This is a genomic window from Variovorax paradoxus, from assembly GCA_016806145.1.
GTDB lineage: Bacteria > Pseudomonadota > Gammaproteobacteria > Burkholderiales > Burkholderiaceae_C > Variovorax.
This window is the reverse complement of the sequence record CP063167.1, coordinates 1,880,911-1,899,411: the sequence shown is the minus strand read 5'-3', so window position 1 is coordinate 1,899,411 and position 18,501 is coordinate 1,880,911. Positions and strand designations below refer to the sequence as shown.

The window sequence follows — 18,501 nt, the reverse complement described above, 5'->3', positions numbered from 1 at the left end:
CCGCGACGGGTCAGATGCTCCAGTGGCGCGACACGAACTCGGCCGCGCGGTCGAGCGCCTTGCGCGCGCTGGCCAGCTCGCGGGTGTTGAGCTGGAACACATGGTGCATGCCCTGCCATTCCTCGAGTTCGACCTGCGCGCCGGCCTGGCCGGCCGCCTCCACGAGACGGCGCGAATCGTCGCGCAGCACCTCGTCCGAGCCGACCTGGACCAGCGTGGGCGGCAGTCGTCCCAGGTCGGCATCGAACAGCGGCGAGCCGCGCGGATCGCTGGCCGGCGCGCCGCCCAGATAGGCCGCGGCCGAAGCACGCAGGTAGCCGACATCGAGCAGCGGATCGCCGACGGCCAGTTCCTGCGCGCTCGCGCCGCTCAGGCTCAGGTCGGCCCAGGGCGAGAACGCGACCAGCGAAGACACGGCGATGCCCCGCCGCACGGCCTCGAGCACGGTCGCGAGCGACAGGCCGCCGCCGGCCGAGTCGCCCGCCACCGCCACGGCGCCGAAACGCGCAGCGAGCCCCGCGAGCGTGCGCAACGCGAGGTCGCGTGCGGCAGGCAACACGGCCTCGGGCGCCAGCGGGTACTCGAGCACGAAGACCGGCACGCGCGTACGCGCCGCGAGCTGGCTGGCCAGCCCCACATAGGCACTCGCATGGCCCAGGCCGTAGCCGCCGCCATGGATGAACAGCAGCGCGCGCCCGGTCACGGCCTGCGCGGGCTCCACCCACCAGCCGGAAGCGGCTTCGTCGACGGCCTCGCGCGCCGCGACTTCGGAAGCGGTGGGCGTCCGCGCGATGAAGCGGTCGTAGATGTCGCGCGGCGTGCCGGGCGCGGTGGACCAGAAACGGCCGAACTCGAGGCGCAGCGCGCGCGCCGCGGCGATGTCCTGGGGATCGATGGGAACGAGGGCCATCAGCGAACTCCGAAACCGTGGCCCGCGAGATGCCAGGCCATCATCATGGTGGTGATGTTGGGCGGCGCGCTCGGTGCCCTGGGCATGATCGACGCGTCGATCACGAACAGGCCCGGCACGCCGTGGACGCGCCCGCCGCCATCGACCACGCCCTGGCCGGGCGGTCCCATGCGGCAGGTCGAGGTCGGGTGCGCGTAGCCGTCGAGCTGCTGCTCGATCGCACGCTGCAGGTCGTCGCCATCCGAGAACTCCGGCCCCGGTGCCATCTCGGCCGCGACCATCTGCGCGAACGGCGACTGCCGCCCGATCGCGCGCGACAGCCGCACGGCCTCGAGCATGCGCGCCATGTCGCGCGGCGTGCCCAGCAGGTTGTAGCGGATGCGCGGTGCGCTGCGCGGATCGCGGTCGGCCAGCTCGAGGCTGCCGGTCGCTTCGGGCTGCGTCACCGACACCGCCAGCACGATCGCGCCGCCCGTGGGGCTCAGCGCCGGATCGAACAGATGGGTGGCCGAGATGTGCAGGTCGAGGTCGCCGGGCTCGGCCTGCGAGGACGCGGCCCAGAGGATCGCGCCCGCCGCGGGATGCATGCCGGCCGCCTCGGGCGTCAGCGCGTAGACGTTGTAATAGAACGGATGCTCCTGCAGCCCCTGCCCCACCGGCAGGTCCGCCACCAGCGGAATGCCCAGCGACGCCAGGTGCGGCGCGGGACCGATGCCCGATCGCAGGAGGATCGCCGGGCTGCCGAAGGCGCCCGCGCTGAGGATCACCTGGCCCGCGCGATGGCTCCGGCCCTCGGCATCGACCACGCCCACGGCGCGCCCTTGCTCGAACAGCACGCGATCGATCTCCACGCCGCCACGGATCGTGAGGTTGGGCCGCGCGCGCACGTCCTCGCCGAGGAAGGCGATGCCGGTGTTGATGCGCCGCCCCGAGATCACGTTGAGCGGATAGGGCGCGACGCCGGCCTGCTGCTCGCCGTTGAAGTCCGCGACGCGCGCGAAGCCGAGCGCGGCCGTCGCATCGACGAAGCCATTGAGCGCCGGCGTCAGCTCGTCGCGCCGCCGGTTGCGGATCGGCAGCGGACCCGCGCGGCCGCGCAACGCGTCGTCGCCGTCGGGCGTGTTCTCGATCGCCTTGAAGGCTTCGAGCAGCTCGGGCCATTGCCAACCCTCGATGCCGAGTGCGCGCCACTTCGCGAAGTCCTCGGGCCGCGAGCGCATCGCCACCGCCGCGTTGACGGCCGAGCTGCCGCCCAGCGTCTTGCCGCGTGGCGCGTGGATGCTGCGGCCCGCGAGACCGGTCTCGGCCTGGTAGCCCCAGTCGTGGCCATCGGGCCCGCCGGCCGTGTCGGCATCGGCGAGGTCGCGTGGAAACACGTTCGGCCGGTAGGCTTCGCCGGCCTCGAGCAGCAGCACCTGGCGCGCCGGATCGGCGCTGAGCCGATGCGCGAGCACCGCGCCCGCCGACCCACCGCCGACGACGATGACGTCGAAGGCAGCGCTCATCGCGACAGCGCTCCGGCCACCTGGCCCATCAGCACCGCGAACGGCATGTCGAGCGCGGCATACACGTCGAGCGCCTTCGGATCGGCGTTGTCGCCCATGATCTCGACCATCAGGGTCGCGTAGTCGGAGATCTCGATGCCGAGCGTCGTCAGGCGCGCGATGCCTGCCTCGCGCTTGGCGGCCGAGAAGGTGCCGCAGGCGTCGATGGCGATGATCGGCTGGTAGCCCTCCTCGCGCGCCGAGATCGCCGGCAGCGAGGCGCAGACCTCGAACGACAGCCCCGCGATGATCAGGTGATCGCGCTTCGTCGCTTTCACGGCCTCCACGAACGGCGGGTAGTCCCAGGCGTTGACGGTCGAGCGGTCCATGATCTCGCCGCCGCCCAGGGCTTCCTTGAGCTCGGAGGCCGTCGGCCCCCACATGCTGTCGCGCGCCGTCGTCACCGCGACGATCGGCAGGCCCAGGACCTTGGCCGCCTTCGCGAGGCCGACCACGTTGTGCTTGAGATCGCTGACCGTCATGTCGCGCACGCCGGTCATCAGGCCGACCTGGTGATCGATGAGCAGAACGGCGGTGTTGTCCCGCGTCATGCGGGTGCGTTGGGTTTGCATTGGTGTGACTCCTTGCGCTGGTTGGTGCGGGTTCGAAACGTGAGGCATTCGAACGGATGCGCCAGGCAGGGTCAACGAGATCGGCGGGGATCGGGGCTGGAAGGATCTTCCAATGGGTTGGAGGGTGGAAGAGGTTCCAATGGGGCGGATGCTTTTGCCGGGATCACCTGCTGCGGCAGGGAGCGCCGGTCGGGACAGGGAAGCTCATGACGCAGCACGCCACCGTCGTCTTCTCGCAGGGATCGACGGCCTCGGCGCGGCCTCTGCCCTCAAGCGTCGTGGCTCTCGCTCGGCTCTTCAGTCCCGTCGGCATTCCAGAAGCGCCACACGCCGACTTCGCGCCCGTCGCGATAGTGCCCCTCGGAGGCCGGCCGGCCATCGGGATGGAAGTCGCGCCAGAGCCCGTCTTCCTTGCCGTCGACGTAGTGGCCTTCCGATACCACCGTGCCGTTCTCGTGATAGGCCACGAACAGGCCATGCCGGATCCATCGCGTCCTGTCGGGCGACATCACCCTCGTGTAACGGAATCGGATGGCTCCCGATTCGTAGGGGATCTCGGCGATGTTGAGGTCGGGGTCGGCGGTCATGTCGTACGAGGGAGAGAACGTGCGTCGATCTCAGTCTAGCAACCGCCGAAGCACTCTCCGCGTCAGGTGCGCTCGCCCCGCCCACCCACGACCTGCGCCGTATGCTCCCCCAGCATCGGCGCCCTCGCCTCCCGCTTCACCCCGCGCTCGCCATTGAAGCGGATCGGCTCCACCACCGCGCGGTAGCTGCCCAGCGTGGGATGCGCATGCGTCGCCAGCAGCCCCTGGTGGGCGACCTGATCGTCGTCGAACACCTCCTCGATGCCGCGCACCACGGTGCATGGCACGCGCGTGCCGAAGATCGCTTCCCATTCGCGGGCGTCGTGTCGCATCAGCGCGGCGCGCAGTTGCGGCACCAGCTCGGCCTCGTTGGCCTTGCGCAGGCGCATGTCGGCAAAGCGCGGATCGCGCGCGAGGTGCGCGAGGCCCGTGAGTTCGCACAGTGCCTCCCAGAACGGCTGGGTCTGGGCCTGCAGGTAGACGTAGCCTTCGCGCGTGGGGTGGATGCCCGAGAGCGCGCCGCCGCGCAGATCGCGGTCGACGCCGGGGCCCTCGCCTTCGGCCCACACCATGCGGCCCGCCTGCATGGCGAGTGCGGCCTGCAGCAGCGACGTATCGACGCGCTGCGGCAGGCCGGTACGTTCGCGCTGGAACAAGGCGGCGCAGATGCCGGTGGCGATCAGGCTCGCGCCGTAGAAATCGACGGCCGAACCCCACACCACGCGCGGCTCGTCGCCCGGATAGCCCTGCGCCTTGGCGATGCCGGTGCGGCATTGCAGCACCTGGTCGAAACCGGGGCGCTGCGCCTGCGGGCCGTCGGGGCCATAGCCGGTGAAGCTGCAATAGATCAGGCGCGGCTGGATCGCGGTCAACGTCTCGCAATCCAGCGCCAGCCGCTCGGCCACGCCGGGGCGGAAGTTGTGCAGCACCACGTCGGCCTGGGCCACGAGCCGGTGGCAGGCCTCGCGGTCCGCGGGCTGCTTGAGGTCGAGCACGATGCTGCGCTTGTTGCGGTTCACGCCGATGAAGGCGCGGCTCTCGCCGGGCAGGGTCGACGGGTAGTAGCGCATCGGGTCGCCCTCGGGCGCCTCGATCTTGATCACGTCGGCGCCCAGGTCGCCCAGCAGGCTCGCGCCGTAGGGGCCCGCGATGTAGGTGGTGAAGTCCAGCACCTGGATGCCGTCGAGTATCTGTTGCGCCATCGATGTCGTCGTTTCGGGTCGTGGGGGTGTGATGAAGAACTAGGCGAGCAGGCGGCGCGCGCGATCGACCATGGGGCGATCGATCATGCGGCCGTCCAGCCGCAGCGCGCCCAGGCCCTCGGCGTCGGCGCGGGCATGCGCCTCGAGCACCCTGCGGGCCTGCGCGATCTCGGCCTCGGTGGGCGCGAACACGCGGTTGAAGACCTGCACCTGCGCCGGGTGCACGGCGGGCGTACCGCTGAAGCCCAGCCGGTGCGACAGGCGCGCCGCGCCTTCGAGCGCGTCCATGTCGTCGAGCTCGGCGATGGAGGCGGCCAGCCCCCAGCAGGCGAGGCCCTCGGCTGCGGCGCACATCGCGACGCGCGCCGCCGCGGGCACCAGCAGGTCGGCATGCGGAGGGCGGCCGATCGCGGCCGCGTAGTCCTCGGCGCCGAAACCCAGCGCGCGCAGGGCGGGATGGGCGGCCGCGATCGCATCGGCACGCAGCACGCCGCGCGGTGTTTCGATCAGCGCGACCAGCGAGCGCGGGCCGGTCGAACCGCGCTCGCGCGCATGTCGCTCCAGCTGCACGAAGGCCGCACGCACCTCGCTCGGCGATTCGACCTTGGGCAGCATGACGGCATCGACGCCCGCAGCCACGCAGGCCTCGAGGTCGGCATCGAGCAGCTCGGCCTCGGCATTCACGCGCGCCATCAGCGGCAGGCCGGTGCCGCGCAGCGCGCCGGCCGCATGCGCCAGCGCGAGCCGCGCCTCGGCCTTGCGCTGCGGCGCGATCGCATCCTCGAGATCGAGGATCAGCGCCTGCGCGCCGCGCTCACCCGCGCGCGCGAAGAAGCGCGGCTCGAGCACCGGCACGAACAGCGCGCAGCGGATGCGGTGGGCGTCCATCGGCCGTTCCTCAATCGGCGGTGATGCCCAGGCGGGCCACCACGCCTTCCCACACCGGCGCGTCCTTGAGCATCTGGGTGCGGAAGCTCTCGACCGGCATCACCAGCGGTTCGGTCTCCATGCTCGCGAACTGGGCCTTGACCTCGGGCGAGGACATCACGGCCGCCATCTCGGTGCTGATGCGCTCGACGATGGGCGCGGGCAGTTTCGACGGGCCGAACAGCCCGCCCATGGTGTTGAGCGTGAGGCCGGGATAGCCGAGTTCGGCCATCGTCGGCACGTCGGGGTAGGTGGCCAGGCGCTGCGCCGAGGTCACGGCCAGGGCCCGCAGCCGCCCGCCGCGGATCAGCGCGCCCGCTGCGATCGGCGAGTCGGTGGAGAACAGCACCTGCCCGCCCGCGAGGTCGGCCAGCGACTGGCCGCTGCCCTTGTAGGGCACGTGGGTGGCCTTGGCATTGACCTGCTGCAGGTACATCTCGGTCGCGAGGTGCGTGAGGGTGCCGGTGCCGGAGGACGAGTAGCTCGATGGCGCGGCCGCCAGCCGCTTCGTCAGTTCCTGCAGGCTGCGCGGGCTGTCGGGCTGGGTGCCGACCAGCACCATGTAGGGACTGCGCAGCGCCGCGGCCACCGCGGTGAAGTCGCGCAGGTGGAACTTCGCGTTGCGGTTCATCGCCGGCACCACCACCAGCGGCGCGGTGGTGCTCAGCAGCAAGGTGTAGCCATCGGCCGGCTGGTCGAGCACGAACTGGTGGCCGATGATTCCGCCGCCACCGGCCTTGTTCTCCACGTACACGCTCTGCTTGAGCCGCTCGCCGAGCTTGCTCGCGAGCAGGCGCCCGATCACGTCGCTGCCCGAGCCCGTGCCCTGCGTCACCACCAGCCGGATCGGCTTGCTCGGATAGGTGTCGGCCAGCGCCAGCGGTGCCACGCCGGCCAGCGGCAGTGCGGCGCCCGCGGACAGCGCGCGGATAAAGTCTCTACGATGCATGCGTTTGTCTCCAGTGGCGTCTGTTTCGCCTAATTAGTCGAATATTCGAATATTATCTCTTCATGGCGCATCCAACAAGTGCCGGCGCGGCTTTGTCCATCCAGGACATCGTCGACGCCATCGTCCGCGAGATCGACGAAGGCCGTTATCCCGTCGGCAGCCTGCTGCCTTCCGAAGCCCAGCTGCAGGCGCAGTTCGGTGCCACGCGCTACCGCCTGCGCGAGGCCATGAGCGCGCTGCGCAAGCTCGGCGTGATCGATTCGCGCGCCGGCATCGGCACCCACGTGCTGGCGCGCAATCCCACGCCCTTCTTCGTGCATTCGCAGCAGACGCTCGAAAGCATCATGGAAGCCGCGCGCACCACGCAGCTCAAGCTGGAGCGCGCCGGTCTCGTCGCCGCCGACGAACAACTGGCCGGCCTGCTCCAGGCCGCGCCGGGCAGCCAATGGTTCTTCCTCGACACGCTGCGCTACCTGCGCGGCGAGGCGCGACCCACCGGCGCGCTGTGGCTCTACATGCGGCCCGAGTTCGCGGGCGTGGCCGAGCGACTGGAAGGATGGAACGGCCCGGTCTTCAAGCTGATCGAGCGGCTCTACGGCGTGGGCGTCGCGGTGGTGGAACAGGAGATCGACGCCGCACCGCTCGAATCGCGCCTGGCCGAGCGCCTGGATGCGGTGCCCGGCTCGCCCTGCCTGCAGGTCACGCGCCACTGGTTCGATGCCGCTGGCAAGCTGGTGCAGTGCTCGGTCGGCCTCTATCCGCAGGGGCGCTCGCGCTATCGGTCGCGGCTGCCGCTCGCGAGTCTCTGAAGCGGAACGGCCGGGCATCGGGGCCACCGATACCGAGGCTTTCGGTGTTCACCTAAGGTGACCGCCTTAACAACCGGGCGTCTTCTGCGCGGCGTGGGTGGGCTATAGCATTTTCGGCTTCACCCACAACGAGACATCAATGAAGCGCCTGTTCACGATCGCGATCGCGGCCCTCGCCGCCCTTCCTGCGTTCGCCGAGTATCCCGACAAACCGATCATGATCGTGGTGCCCTTCGCGGCCGGCGGCCCCACCGACAAGGTGGCGCGCGACTTCGCCGAGGCGCTGCGCAAGCCGCTGGGCAATGTGGCGATCACCATCGACAACACCGGCGGCGCCGGCGGCACGCTCGGTGCCGCCAAGGCCGCGCGCGCGGCCAACGACGGCTACACGCTGATGCTGCACCACGTGAGCATGGCGACCTCGCCTTCGCTGTACCGCAAGCTGCCCTACAAGACCCTCGAGGGCTTCGAATACCTGGGCCTGATCAACGAAGTGCCGATGACGCTCATCAGCTCGAAGTCGGTGCCCGCGAACAACTTCACCGAGCTGCGCAAGTGGCTCGAGACCAACGGCAGCAAGACCAACCTCGCCAACGCCGGCATCGGCTCGGCCTCGCACCTGTGCGGCCTGATGCTGCAGAGCGCGCTGAAGATCGCGCCGCAGACCATCCCCTACAAGGGCACGGCACCGGCCATGACCGACCTGATCGGCGGCCAGGTCGACATCATGTGCGACCAGACCACCAACACCACCGCGCAGATCGAGGGCAACATGGTCAGGGCCTATGCCGTGACCACGCAGCAGCGCCTGAAGACGCCGGTGCTGGCCGCGCTGCCCACGCTCGACGAGAGCGGCCTCAAGGGCTTCAATGTCAGCATCTGGCATGGCCTGTTCGCGCCCGCGGGCACGCCCAAGGCGGTCACCGACAAGCTCAATGCGGCGCTGAAGGTGGCGCTCAAGGACCCGGCCTTCATCAAGAGCCAGGAAGGGCTCGGCGCGGTCATCATCACCGACGCCCGCGTCAACGGCCCGGAGCACAAGAAGTTCGTCGAGACCGAGATCGAGAAGTGGGGCGCGGTCATCAAGGCGGCCGGCCAGTACGCGGACTGAGCATGGACCGCGCCATGACGACGAATCCGAACCGCCTGCGCCTGCGGCTGATCGCCCTCGCGGCGCTGGCGCCGCTCGCGGGCGCCGCCGCGGCCGCCTCGCCGAAGTTCTCGGTCGAGCTCGTGGGCGGCCGCATCAAGGGCGACGACACGCTGAAGGTGCGCCAGGGCGACCAGGTGCAGATCAGCGTGCTCAGCGACCAGCCCCTGGTGCTGCACCTGCACGGCTACGACATCGAGACCCAGGTGACGCCGCCCGCGCCCGCGCTGCTGAGCTTCAAGGCCAGCCTCGCGGGCCGCTTCCCGGTGCACGAGCATCGCCACGGCCCGGGCAACCACCGCGCCGTGATGTTCATCGAAGTCCATCCCTAGGCGCGCCCTGAAAACGCTTCGCTTCGGGACCGGTCTCGCGATCGCGTGCGCCTCGGCCGGCGCGCGGGCGCACGGCTTCGGCCAGCGCTTCGACCTGCCGCTGCCGCTGTGGCTGTGGCTCACGGGGGCCGGCGCGACCCTCGTGCTGACCTTCGCGGCGCTCGCGCTGTTCGCGCGGCGCCACGACTTCGGCTCCTCCTTCCTGCGCGACACCGACCTGCTGCGCTTCGCGCCGCTGCGCCGCATCGCGCGTCCGCTCGCGGTCGTGCTGCGAACGCTGGGCTGCGCGCTGTTCGTGCTGACGCTGGCCACCGGCTTCCTCGGCAATTCCGACGCCTATGCGAACCTGATCGTCACGATGGTCTGGGTGCTGTGGTGGGTCGGCATGGCCTTCTTCTGCGCGCTGGTCGGCGACCTGTGGGAGATCGTCAACCCGCTGCCCACGCTGTACCGCGCCGCCGCGCGCCTGGTCGGCGGCGGCCACGAATCGCTGGGCCTGCGCTGGCCGAAATGGCTGGGCGCCTGGCCGGCGGTCGCGCTGTTCTTCGCCTTCGCCTGGACCGAACTGGTTTGGCAGGACAAGGATCTGCCCTCCGCCCTCGCCGGCGCCCTGCTGGGCTATGCGCTGCTGAGCTGGGCCGGCATGCTGCTGTTCGGCGTGGAGGCCTGGCGCCACCGGGCCGATGCCTTCGCGATGGCCTTCCGCGTGCTGGGCCGCTTCGCGCCGCTCGAGTTGCGCGGCTCGACGCCGACCGAGCCCGCGCGCCTGCGCCTGCGGCCCTACGGCGCCGGCCTGCTGACGACCGAGCCGGTGCCGAATTCGGTAGCGACCTTCGTGCTGCTGATGCTCGCGACCGTCACCTTCGACGGCTTCCACGAAACCCCGCTGATGGATCGCATCGGCACCGCCGCGCAGACATCGCGCACGGTCGCCGAGACGCTGTTCACGCTGTCTTCCGCGACCGGCATGGACGAGACCCAGTGGCTCAACAGCGTCATGCTGATGCTGTTCCCCGTGGCCTTCGTGCTGATCTTTCGCGCCGTGGGCGCGTGGATGCTGCGCCTGGCCGGCAGCACCGAACGCGCGGCCGTGAATGCGATGGTCTGGAGCCTGGTGCCGATCGCCGTGGCCTACCACCTCGCGCATTACGCCTCGCTGCTGCTGACGACAGGGCAGTTCATCGTTCCGCTCGCCTCCGATCCCTTCGGCTGGGGCTGGAACCTGTTCGGCACGCGCGGCCGCACGGTCGACCTCGGCATCGTGAGCCCGGCCGTCTACTGGTACACGGCCTTGACGCTGATCGTCGTCGGCCATGTGCTCGCGGTCGTCGTCGTCCATGTCGAGGCCACGCGCCGCTTCGCGAACCACCGCGCGGCGATGCTGAGCCAGCTGCCGATGCTCGTGCTGATGGTGGCCTATACGAGCCTGAGCCTCTGGATCATGGCGCAGCCGATCGTGGGGTGAGCGGCGCCTGCGGCCCTACGCCTCTGTCCAGGGGTTGATGACCGTCAGGCCCGCCGCTTCATAGGGCGACGTGTCGCGCGATGCCACGATGAAGCCACGCGATGCCGCAATGGCCGCGATATAGCCATCCGGCGTCGGGAAGCCGCGACCGCCGCTCCTGGCGGTTACGGCCAGGTCTGCATAGTGGCGCGCTGCATCCGTGTCGAACGGAAGAACACGATCCTTGAACAGCTCCAGCAACTCACGCAGGGCTCGGTCGAGCAGATTCTTGCGCTTGCCCGCGGGCAACGCCCGGATCCCGAACAGCAACTCGGCCAGCGTGACGCTGGACAGGTAAAGACTCTCTGCCGCCTGGTCGTTCAACCACGCCCTTACGGCCGCATCCGGCTCCGGTTTCATCGCCTCGGAGACGACGTTGGTGTCGAGGACGATCATTCAGTCGAAGCTCAGCGGTTTGGCCGGCGTCTTGTCGCGCACATTCTCGAAGACCGCGAAATCCTCATTGGTCAGGCCGATCTTGCGACCGATGGCAGCCAAGGCGTCTCCCACGAGCACGCGCTTCTCCGGCTTGACCACGGACGCCAGAATCTCGCGCACCTCCGCTTCCGTACTGCGGCCATGCTGGGCAGCCCGCACGCGCAAGGCGCGGTGCACGTCGTCGGGCACATTTCTTACCGTCAGGATTGCCATGATTCAAATCCCCTTGAATGCCGTCAATGACAGCAATTATATTCAAATGCTGTCACCATCGCCGACATCCGGTCGCTCTTCAGCTTCCGCGCCGCAGCTGCGTGGCTTTCCTGTCATCCACGCCGAGCGATATCAGGGTGTCGCGCCTTGGCGCTTCAGAAACCCCTCGACCACGCCCGCGAAGTACGACGGATGCTGCTGCATCGGATAGTGCCCGCAATCGGGCACCACCCGCAGCTCCGCGTTCGGATGCCACGCGAGCAAGGTGTGCTTCATCGCCTCCGCATCGAGCCCCGGATCCCTGTCGCCGACGACCACCAGGAACGGCGTGTCGAGCCCTCGCACCTCGTCGGCGAAATCGGCCGTGACCAGCATGTCGAGGTAGCGCCTGCGGCATGCGGGCGCCACCGCCTCGCGGTGGCGCCGCACCTTCTGCTCGACCCATTCGTCGGGCAAGCTCCCGCCGACGAACTTGAACAGCCGCCGAAGCGCGTCATCGTCGTCGGCCGTGCTGGCAAAGAAGGCCAAGGCCTCCGGATCCAGCCTGTTGCCGGCGGCTGAAACCGGGCACACGGCGATCGCGCTCGCGATGCGCGAAGGCGCGTCCGCCGCGAGGCGTTGCGTGACCATCCCGGTCATCGAGTGACCGAGGACGTGGAAGCGCCGCCAGCCGAGGCGGTCGGCGAGCGCGAGGCAGTCGGCGGCGATCTCCTTCACCGTGAACTCGCCCGGCAGTGCGATCGACAGCCCATAGCCGCGCAGGTCGGCGAAGACATGGGTGAACGCCTGGCCGTCGAGCCAGGGCAGGAGCGCGTCGTAGTTCGCGTGGTCGCCGAGCCAGTCGTGCAGGACCAGCACGGGGATCGGCCCGTGGCCATGCCGGACGTATCCGAGGCCGGCGTGCGATGCGGGGCGAATCTCGAGGGGTGCTTTCATCTCCGGGTTCCATGGAAGTTGCGGAACAAAAAGAAAACGCCCCCCGGCGAACCGGGAGGGCGTTTTGAAAGTGCCGCGATGCTATCGACCGCGCGAGCGAAGGTCAACAGGCATGCGCGGTCCTTGGCATCTTCAGCTCTTGAGGTTCGCCACCGCCAGCTTGCCGCCGCTCTGCAGGTAGCCATTGGTCGTGAACGAGCAGCCCTCGGTGCAGCTCAGCGAGAAGAAGCCCTTGTTGCCGCCGTTGTCGGTCACCTGCAGGCGGAACTTCGCGGGCTGGCCGTCGAAGCTGCCGTCGGCGTCGATCTGCACCGAGTTGCTGGTGGCCGTGACCTGCGCGCCATCCGCGTCGATGGCAGAGCCGAGGCGCGTCACCGCACCCAGCTGCACCTTGTTGCCCAGGCCCTCGATGCTCAGGCTGACGCTCGGGCCCTTGCTGTCGCGGCCCGCCTTCAGCGCCACCGTGAGGTCGCCCTGCGCCGTCGCCACCTTGCCGCTGACGTTCGCGCTGCGGCTCATGCACGGGTTGTACTGCGGGTTGGTCAGCTCGAGCGAGACCAGGCCGCCCTGGTTCCAGCCGGTGTAGTAGAGGCAGTTCTCGGCGTCGTAGCGCGGATCGGGACGCGTGAAGTCCATCTTGCTCGGCGTGTTGCGCCGCGCGACGTAGTAGCCGATCTCCTTCGGGCTGGTCGGATCGGTCCAGTCGGCGAAGCGGATGCCGCCCGATGCGGCCGCGTAGACGGCCACGCGCATGTGGTTGCGGTCGTCGAAGTTCAGGTAGTGGACCATCGGGACGTTGCCGCCCTCGGCCACCAGCGTCGGGCAGACGCTGGCCTTGTTGGCATCCTGCTCATAGGTGCCGACGATCTTCGGATGTTTCTCGTCCGAGATGTCGATCATGCGGCCGAAGCTCTGCTGCTTGCACTGGTTCGGCAGGCCGTTGGTGTCGCTGGTCGTCAGGGCGTACGACTCGTCGGTCGAGACGATGTACTCCTTGCCGTTGACGTGCCGCACCCATTCGGTGGCATGCGTCGCTGCCGTCGAGGTCATGCGCGCATAGCCGCCCTGCTCGAACTCGGGATTGGGCTGCTGGTCGCACCACGAGAGGAAGCTGATGTACTTCAGCTTCGGATCGGCCGCGCGCTTGACGATGTCGCTCGAGTCCATGATCAGCAGGCCGTTGGCACAGGTCTGATCGCGCCAGAAGGTGGTGGTGGGCGTCGGCAGGTTGCCGGCCACCTGGCCGCCGCCGCCGTACACCGCGAGATAGAGCCGCGTGCCGTCGGGGTTGGTGCTGACGTCATGGATGTTGGTCGCCGCCATGATGCGCCAGTTCTTGTTGTTCTTCACCTCGTCGGGCAGCTGCGAGCGGTTCCAGCTCAGCAGCAGCTTCGGGTTCTTCGGATCGTCGAGGTTGGTGATATGCAGGTCGACGCGCTTGTTGTCGATGGTGTAGTTGGCGAAGTTGTCGTCCGTGGGCGAGGTGCCGCCGGTGATGAGCGTGGTGCCGCCGTCCTTGGCCGTGGTGCCGAAGGGCACGCCGTACCAGGTCTTGCCGTCGGGCGAGAGCCAGCCGTCGTGGTGGCCGCCCGAGGACTGGTAGCTCGCGTTCAGCGGCACCGGGTGCAGGCAGTCGCTGACGTCGTAGACGTCCACCATCTTGTTGTCCTTGTAGCCGGCCACCAGCAGGTCGCCCGACAGCTCGAGGCCCGAGTAGGCTTCGAGCGCGGCCGGGGTGCGCAGGATCTTGCCGTTCGGATTGACCGGCGTGGCGGCGGTGGTTTCCTCGCCCCACTTGTTGGTGCTCGTGGCCTTGACGCTGGCCGACGGCGCGGTGCCGACGACCGTGGTGTCGCCGCTCGCGGGCACGACCTGCATCTTCGTCGGCGTCTTCATGTCGAACACGATGATGCCGGTGGTCAGCGCGGCATCGCCGCCGGCCGCGCCATCGCGGTTGGAGGCATAGGCGCAGCGCGTCGAGCCCTTGGCCTTGATCTGCAGGTCGCCGAAGGCGCCGCGGCCGAACAGCGTGTTCTGCGCGACCTTGCGCGCGCCGCACCAGTAGCCCTGGAAGCCATCGGGATTGGCGGTGGCGTCGTACATCGCCGACTTGGGGATGTGGCCATTGACGCCCGGCTCTCCCTGGTCCCCGGGGCCGGGCTCGCACAGCCGCGGCGGTGTCACGTAGTCCTGGGCAACAGGCCCGGTGTCGGTGGGCGGCTGGTCGGTGGATCCCGCGGGTGGCGGTGCGGAGCCGACGATGAGCGGCGCGCTGTCGTTGCTGCCGCCGCACGCGGCGAGCAGCAAGGCGCTGGCGAGGGCGCCAACCAACAGCAGGTTGGCTCTGGGGGCTTGTCTTCTCTTCATGGTTCTTCTTTCTCTGTCAAAAAACACGGGGCCAGGGGAAAGTCTTCGCGTCAATGTCCGAAGGGGGCGGGGTCTCCCGCGAATGCCGGTTCCACGTCCGGCTCCGGCGGGTGGGCCGGGCGGGAAGGCAGCGGCGATGCGACGGTGCGGTCGGTCTCGATCACCACCGACTGCCCCGCGCCCGCGAGCACGACGCTGTCGGGCTGGATCGCGCTGACGGTCAGGCCCTCGACGTGGCCACCGACACGCAGTTGCAACAGCTGCGAATCGCCGGCGCGGCGCATCAGCGCGAAGCTGTCCACGCCATCGGCCGCCACGACCGTGCCGACGAGCTTGAAGGCCGAGACCGACAACGCGGCATCGATCGGCTTCGCGGCCACCGGCACGGGCTTCGGTGCCGGTGCCATCGCAGGTGCGGGAGCCACAGCGACCGGCGGCATCGGCACGATGGCCTCATCGGACGACGGCCACCACCACATGGCCGACAGCGCGACGGCGAACACCGCCACGAGCCACCAGGGCCAGCGGATGCGATGCGTCACGGAAGCCTGCATGGATGTCGATGTGGTTGTGGAGTGGGCGCAGAGATTAGTTGTGAAAGCCCTGCGTCAGAAGACGACCAACGGTTAAAACGTTCGTCGCAGGTGAGCGCATGAATCGCATCGCGGGCCCTGCCCGGGACCCTCGCCGACACTGGCGTCGCGGCACGAAAGCCGCGTGTTTTCATCGCATGCGGACGTCGATCGCGATGCATCGTGATCCCTTGCGCGCGCGCGCCGCGTCGATAACATCGCCGGCTTCTTTGAATGGAGGCAAGGGACAGCGATGTTGCTGACGACATGGATCCTCGCCGGCGCGCGGGCCTCGGCCATGGCCGCGGCCCTGCTGCTCGCACAGCACGCGGTGGCCGGCCACGACGCGGTCGACCCCGCGCTGCGGCGCTTCACGGCCAAGGTGACCGGCGTGGGCCAGGCCGGCAAGGCGGGCCGCATCGCCACCTTGCGCTTCGAACCGATCGGCCCGGGCATGGTGGCGCCCCAGCGCAACGAGATGCGCGGCTGGCGGCTCACCTTCCTCCGCGGCAAGATGTTCGGCCGCACCCTGTGGCTCAAGAGCAATACGCCCGACGAGCTCACGGTGCGCGCCACCGATCCCTCGATGGAAGGCGTGAACGCCGGCGACATCGTCATCATCGAATTGATCGACCCCAAGCTGGTCGACCCCCATGCGTAGGCTGCTGCTCGCCGCCGCGAGCCTGGTCCTGGCCGCCGCGGCGGGAGCGCAGACCGTGAAGCTGCCGGCCGACGCGGTCGACGGCTTCCACGCGGCACTCAAGCGCAAGGACACGGGCGGTGCGCTCTCCTACCTCGACCGTTCATTGGTGGTGTTCGAGTTCGGCGTCACCGACCCGACGATCGAGGCCTATGCGCTGAGCCACCTGCCGGGCGACATCGACATGGCGGCCGTGTCCACCTGGACCCTGCAGGCACGCCGCCTCGGCGGCAGCGGCAACGAGCGCTGGGTGCTCAGCACCTACCACGTCACAGGCAAGCTGCCCGACGGCAAGCCCATCGACCAGGTGATGCAGGAAACGGCGATCGTGCGCCGCGCGGGCGACAGCTTCCGCATCGTCCACCTGCACTGGTCGAGCGACAAGCTCTGGGCGCAACCGCCGCGGCCCGCCGCGCCTTGAGCGCAGCGCGGCCCCTCACAGGTCGAAGCGCAGTTCGGCCGTGTAGGTGCGTTGCGGGTACGGGTGGAAGTTCCAGTAGCGGTCGTTGTTCGCGTTGTCGATGCCGAAGGCCGCCGACCACTGCTTGTCGATCTGGTAGCGGACGCGCAGGTCCACCGTGAAGTAGCGGCTCGCCCCGAAGTAGGCGAAGGCATTGACGTCGCTGTTGTCGAGGTTCGAGTACTGCCGGCCGCTGTAGCGCGCGGCCACCGTGAAGGCCCAGCGCGCATCGGGCTTGTAGGTGGCGTAGGCCGTGGCGCGCCAGCGCGGCACGCGCGGCTGCCACTTGCCCACCGCCGCCGGAAAGGCCGCGTCGGCCACCGTCTTCGAATCGGCATAGGTCAAGCTGCCGCCGAGATCGAGGCCCTGGATGCCGACGTCCTGCCCGGTGTAGGCAAGCTCCACGCCGGTGGTGCGCATCCGGTCGACGTTCTGCACGCGCGAGACGGTCGAGTTCGGGATCAACTGGCTGTAGAGCGCGTTCTTCGTGGTCTCATGGAACAGCGTGGCGCGCAGCAGGCCGTTGCCCAGGTCCTGTTCGGCCGTGAGTTCGCCGGTCCATGACTTCTCGGGCTCGAGGTTCGGGTCGTTGACGAACGAGAGCGCGCCGCCCGAGGTCGCGCCATAGAGTTCGCCCACCGTCGGATAGCGCACCGCGCGGCCCACCGAGGCCTTGATCACTGTCGAAGGCGCGAGCTGGTAGGCCAGCGCGGCCTTGGGCGAGAGGTCGGACTCGCTGCGCGCGGCGTAAGGCTGTGCGCTCGTGGCCGTGGCGGTGAAGCCGTCCGTGGCCTTCCACTTCTCGTAGCGAAGCCCGAGCACGGTCTTCCATCGCGGCGCGAAGGACCACGCGTCCTGCGCCCAGGCACTGAGCGTCTGGCTGCGCCCTCCCACCTGGCTCACGGGCGTGAACGCGGGGCCGTCCTGCCAGTCGCCGAGCACGTTGGTCTTGGCGATGACGAGCTTGTAGGCATCGCGGCCGACACCGAAGTCGACCACATGCGCGCCGCCCACGCCCTGCGGGCGCCAGGTGCCCTTGGCCGCGAGCGTGTTCCAGCCGGTGCCGCCCTGGTCCTGCAAGGTGCCGGCACCGCCGAGGGCCGCCAGCGGCAGCGCGACCGTGGGCGAGCGCTGCGTGTCCTTGGCGTAGTCGTAGAGGCTGGCGGCCACCTCCCAGTCGAAGGCACCCTGGGTGTTGCTCTTGACGGACAGCCCGTGCATGAAGTGCGTGGCGCGGTCCTCGGTCCACGGAAAGGCCGTGGGCGCGAGCGTGAAGCTGCGCCCGCCGATGTTGACCGGCCCGCTGTAGACCGGCTGGCCGCGTGCATCGACGAGGTAGCTCTCGCTCTGCCCGCTGCCCGCGTTCTGCCACCAGCCGAGCGTGTAGCTCGCGCGCAGCGTGGGCGAGATGTCGTAGGCCAGCTTGAGCTTGGCGTGGTCCTGCACGGTGCGGTACTGCGTGCCCGCGCCGAGGATCAGCCACGGGGCGTTGGTGGTGTTGAGGCCGGGCACCGCGCCGAACACCGGCGTTCCCGCCGCGCCGGCCACGGTGGACGCCAACGTCGCCGTGGTGAAGGTCAGCGGCTGCCCCTGGCTGTCGGTGCGGTTGACGTCGATCCACCAGGACCAGTCGCCGCTGCGGCTGCCCAGCGAGGCGCTGGTCTGCCAGCCGTTGAAGCTCTTCTTCGTGCGGTAGAGCTCGTTGGGCTGCGAGGAGAAGCCCGCCTTCACATGGGCCTCGAGCTTGTCGGGCATGCGCGTCACGTAGTCGACCACCGCGCCCGCCAAGTTGCCCGGGTACGCGGCCGAGAACGGGCCGTACATCACGTCGACCCGCTCGATCTCCTCGGCCGTGACCAGGCCCCAGCGCGGCGCGAAGTTGGTGCCGTTGGCGATGCCGTTGCCCAGGTAGTTCGACAGCAGGATGCCGTCGGCATAGACGGCCGAGCGCGCGCTGTTGCCGGTGCCCGAGGCGCGCGTGGAAAGGATCGCGTGGTTGTAGTCGCCGATGTAGCGCTTGCGCACCAGCAGGCTCGGCAGGTACTTGAGCGCGTCCTCGCTGTCGGTGGCGTTCACGCGCGTCTCGATCTCGGCGCGCGTCACGCCCTCGATGGTGGTGGGGATCTGCGTGGGCAGCGAACTCGGCCGGGCACCGGTCACCGTGACGATGCCGAGCGACTTGGCGCGCTCGGGCGCGTCCTGGGCCATGGCATCGGTCGCGACGCAGGGAAAGGCCGCGACGAGCGCAAGCGACAGGAGGGACCTGTTCATGAAGGCCTGGCGCGATCTGCAACGGGAAGTCGCATGTCTCTCTGTTCTTGTTCGGATT

19 protein-coding genes are annotated in these 18,501 nt (G+C 69.3%); 6 read left to right on the top strand and 13 right to left on the bottom strand.

Annotated features, from left to right (window positions below; translation table 11 throughout):
* Positions 1–10: 10 nt before the first annotated feature.
* The 7 genes from INQ48_39965 to INQ48_39935 all read right to left on the bottom strand — a co-directional run bounded on the left by INQ48_39965 (position 11) and on the right by INQ48_39935 (position 6,691).
* Entirely contained in the window at positions 11–910 is a 900-nt protein-coding gene (locus tag INQ48_39965; protein ID QRF61554.1) for an alpha/beta hydrolase, read from the bottom strand.
* Positions 910–2,415 (bottom strand): GMC family oxidoreductase N-terminal domain-containing protein, encoded by a 1,506-nt coding sequence (locus tag INQ48_39960; protein QRF61553.1) that lies wholly within the window; start codon positions 2,413–2,415, stop codon positions 910–912. Before INQ48_39960 ends, INQ48_39965 begins: the two co-directional genes overlap by 1 nt.
* Entirely contained in the window at positions 2,412–3,005 is a 594-nt protein-coding gene (locus tag INQ48_39955) for an isochorismatase family protein (protein QRF63173.1), read from the bottom strand. Before INQ48_39955 ends, INQ48_39960 begins: the two co-directional genes overlap by 4 nt.
* Before the next feature lie 290 nt (positions 3,006–3,295).
* Positions 3,296–3,613, bottom strand: coding sequence for a hypothetical protein (locus INQ48_39950; GenBank protein ID QRF61552.1), 318 nt, complete (start codon positions 3,611–3,613; stop codon positions 3,296–3,298).
* A gap of 62 nt (positions 3,614–3,675) precedes the next feature.
* Positions 3,676–4,815, bottom strand: coding sequence for a CoA transferase (locus INQ48_39945; GenBank protein QRF61551.1), 1,140 nt, complete (start codon positions 4,813–4,815; stop codon positions 3,676–3,678).
* Between the two features lie 39 nt (positions 4,816–4,854).
* On the bottom strand, positions 4,855–5,703 hold the full coding sequence (locus INQ48_39940; protein QRF61550.1) for a CoA ester lyase: 849 nt from the start codon (positions 5,701–5,703) through the stop codon (positions 4,855–4,857).
* A 10-nt stretch (positions 5,704–5,713) separates the two neighbouring features.
* Positions 5,714–6,691 carry a tripartite tricarboxylate transporter substrate binding protein gene (locus tag INQ48_39935; GenBank protein QRF61549.1) on the bottom strand — a complete coding sequence of 326 codons (978 nt, stop codon included), beginning with the start codon at positions 6,689–6,691 and terminating at the stop codon, positions 5,714–5,716.
* Between the two features lie 92 nt (positions 6,692–6,783).
* Between INQ48_39935 and INQ48_39930 the strand changes: the two genes are divergently transcribed.
* The 4 genes from INQ48_39930 to INQ48_39915 all read left to right on the top strand — a co-directional run bounded on the left by INQ48_39930 (position 6,784) and on the right by INQ48_39915 (position 10,447).
* Positions 6,784–7,500: a GntR family transcriptional regulator gene (locus INQ48_39930; GenBank protein QRF61548.1), complete on the top strand. Its 717-nt coding sequence runs from the start codon at positions 6,784–6,786 to the stop codon at positions 7,498–7,500.
* A gap of 139 nt (positions 7,501–7,639) precedes the next feature.
* Positions 7,640–8,611 carry a tripartite tricarboxylate transporter substrate binding protein BugD gene (locus INQ48_39925; protein ID QRF61547.1) on the top strand — a complete coding sequence of 324 codons (972 nt, stop codon included), beginning with the start codon at positions 7,640–7,642 and terminating at the stop codon, positions 8,609–8,611.
* A 14-nt stretch (positions 8,612–8,625) separates the two neighbouring features.
* Complete coding sequence (locus INQ48_39920) at positions 8,626–8,982, top strand: hypothetical protein (protein QRF61546.1); 357 nt, start codon at positions 8,626–8,628, stop codon at positions 8,980–8,982.
* Between the two features lie 142 nt (positions 8,983–9,124).
* Positions 9,125–10,447 carry a hypothetical protein gene (locus INQ48_39915; protein QRF61545.1) on the top strand — a complete coding sequence of 441 codons (1,323 nt, stop codon included), beginning with the start codon at positions 9,125–9,127 and terminating at the stop codon, positions 10,445–10,447.
* Positions 10,448–10,462: 15 nt separating this feature from the next.
* On the opposite strand, the gene INQ48_39910 is transcribed toward INQ48_39915, so the two are convergent.
* From INQ48_39910 to INQ48_39890, 5 genes are all read right to left on the bottom strand, one after another.
* Entirely contained in the window at positions 10,463–10,882 is a 420-nt protein-coding gene (locus INQ48_39910) for a type II toxin-antitoxin system VapC family toxin (protein ID QRF61544.1), read from the bottom strand.
* Positions 10,883–11,137, bottom strand: a complete 255-nt coding sequence (locus INQ48_39905; GenBank protein ID QRF61543.1) for a plasmid stabilization protein — start codon at positions 11,135–11,137, stop codon at positions 10,883–10,885.
* 132 nt (positions 11,138–11,269) lie between these two features.
* Complete coding sequence (locus INQ48_39900) at positions 11,270–12,073, bottom strand: alpha/beta hydrolase (protein ID QRF61542.1); 804 nt, start codon at positions 12,071–12,073, stop codon at positions 11,270–11,272.
* Positions 12,074–12,205: 132 nt separating this feature from the next.
* Positions 12,206–14,440, bottom strand: coding sequence for a hypothetical protein (locus INQ48_39895; GenBank protein ID QRF61541.1), 2,235 nt, complete (start codon positions 14,438–14,440; stop codon positions 12,206–12,208).
* Between the two features lie 50 nt (positions 14,441–14,490).
* On the bottom strand, positions 14,491–14,994 hold the full coding sequence (locus INQ48_39890; GenBank protein QRF61540.1) for a hypothetical protein: 504 nt from the start codon (positions 14,992–14,994) through the stop codon (positions 14,491–14,493).
* Between the two features lie 271 nt (positions 14,995–15,265).
* On the opposite strand from INQ48_39890, the gene INQ48_39885 reads away from it, so the two are divergent.
* Complete coding sequence (locus INQ48_39885) at positions 15,266–15,673, top strand: hypothetical protein (protein QRF61539.1); 408 nt, start codon at positions 15,266–15,268, stop codon at positions 15,671–15,673.
* The gene (locus INQ48_39880; protein QRF61538.1) at positions 15,666–16,133 is read left to right on the top strand and encodes a hypothetical protein; all 468 of its coding nucleotides are present in this window, start codon (positions 15,666–15,668) and stop codon (positions 16,131–16,133) included. The genes INQ48_39885 and INQ48_39880 overlap by 8 nt, the downstream gene beginning before the upstream one ends.
* A 15-nt stretch (positions 16,134–16,148) precedes the next feature.
* Here INQ48_39880 and INQ48_39875 read toward each other — a convergent pair whose 3' ends face one another.
* Entirely contained in the window at positions 16,149–18,443 is a 2,295-nt protein-coding gene (locus tag INQ48_39875) for a TonB-dependent receptor (GenBank protein QRF61537.1), read from the bottom strand.
* Positions 18,444–18,501: the final 58 nt, after the last annotated feature.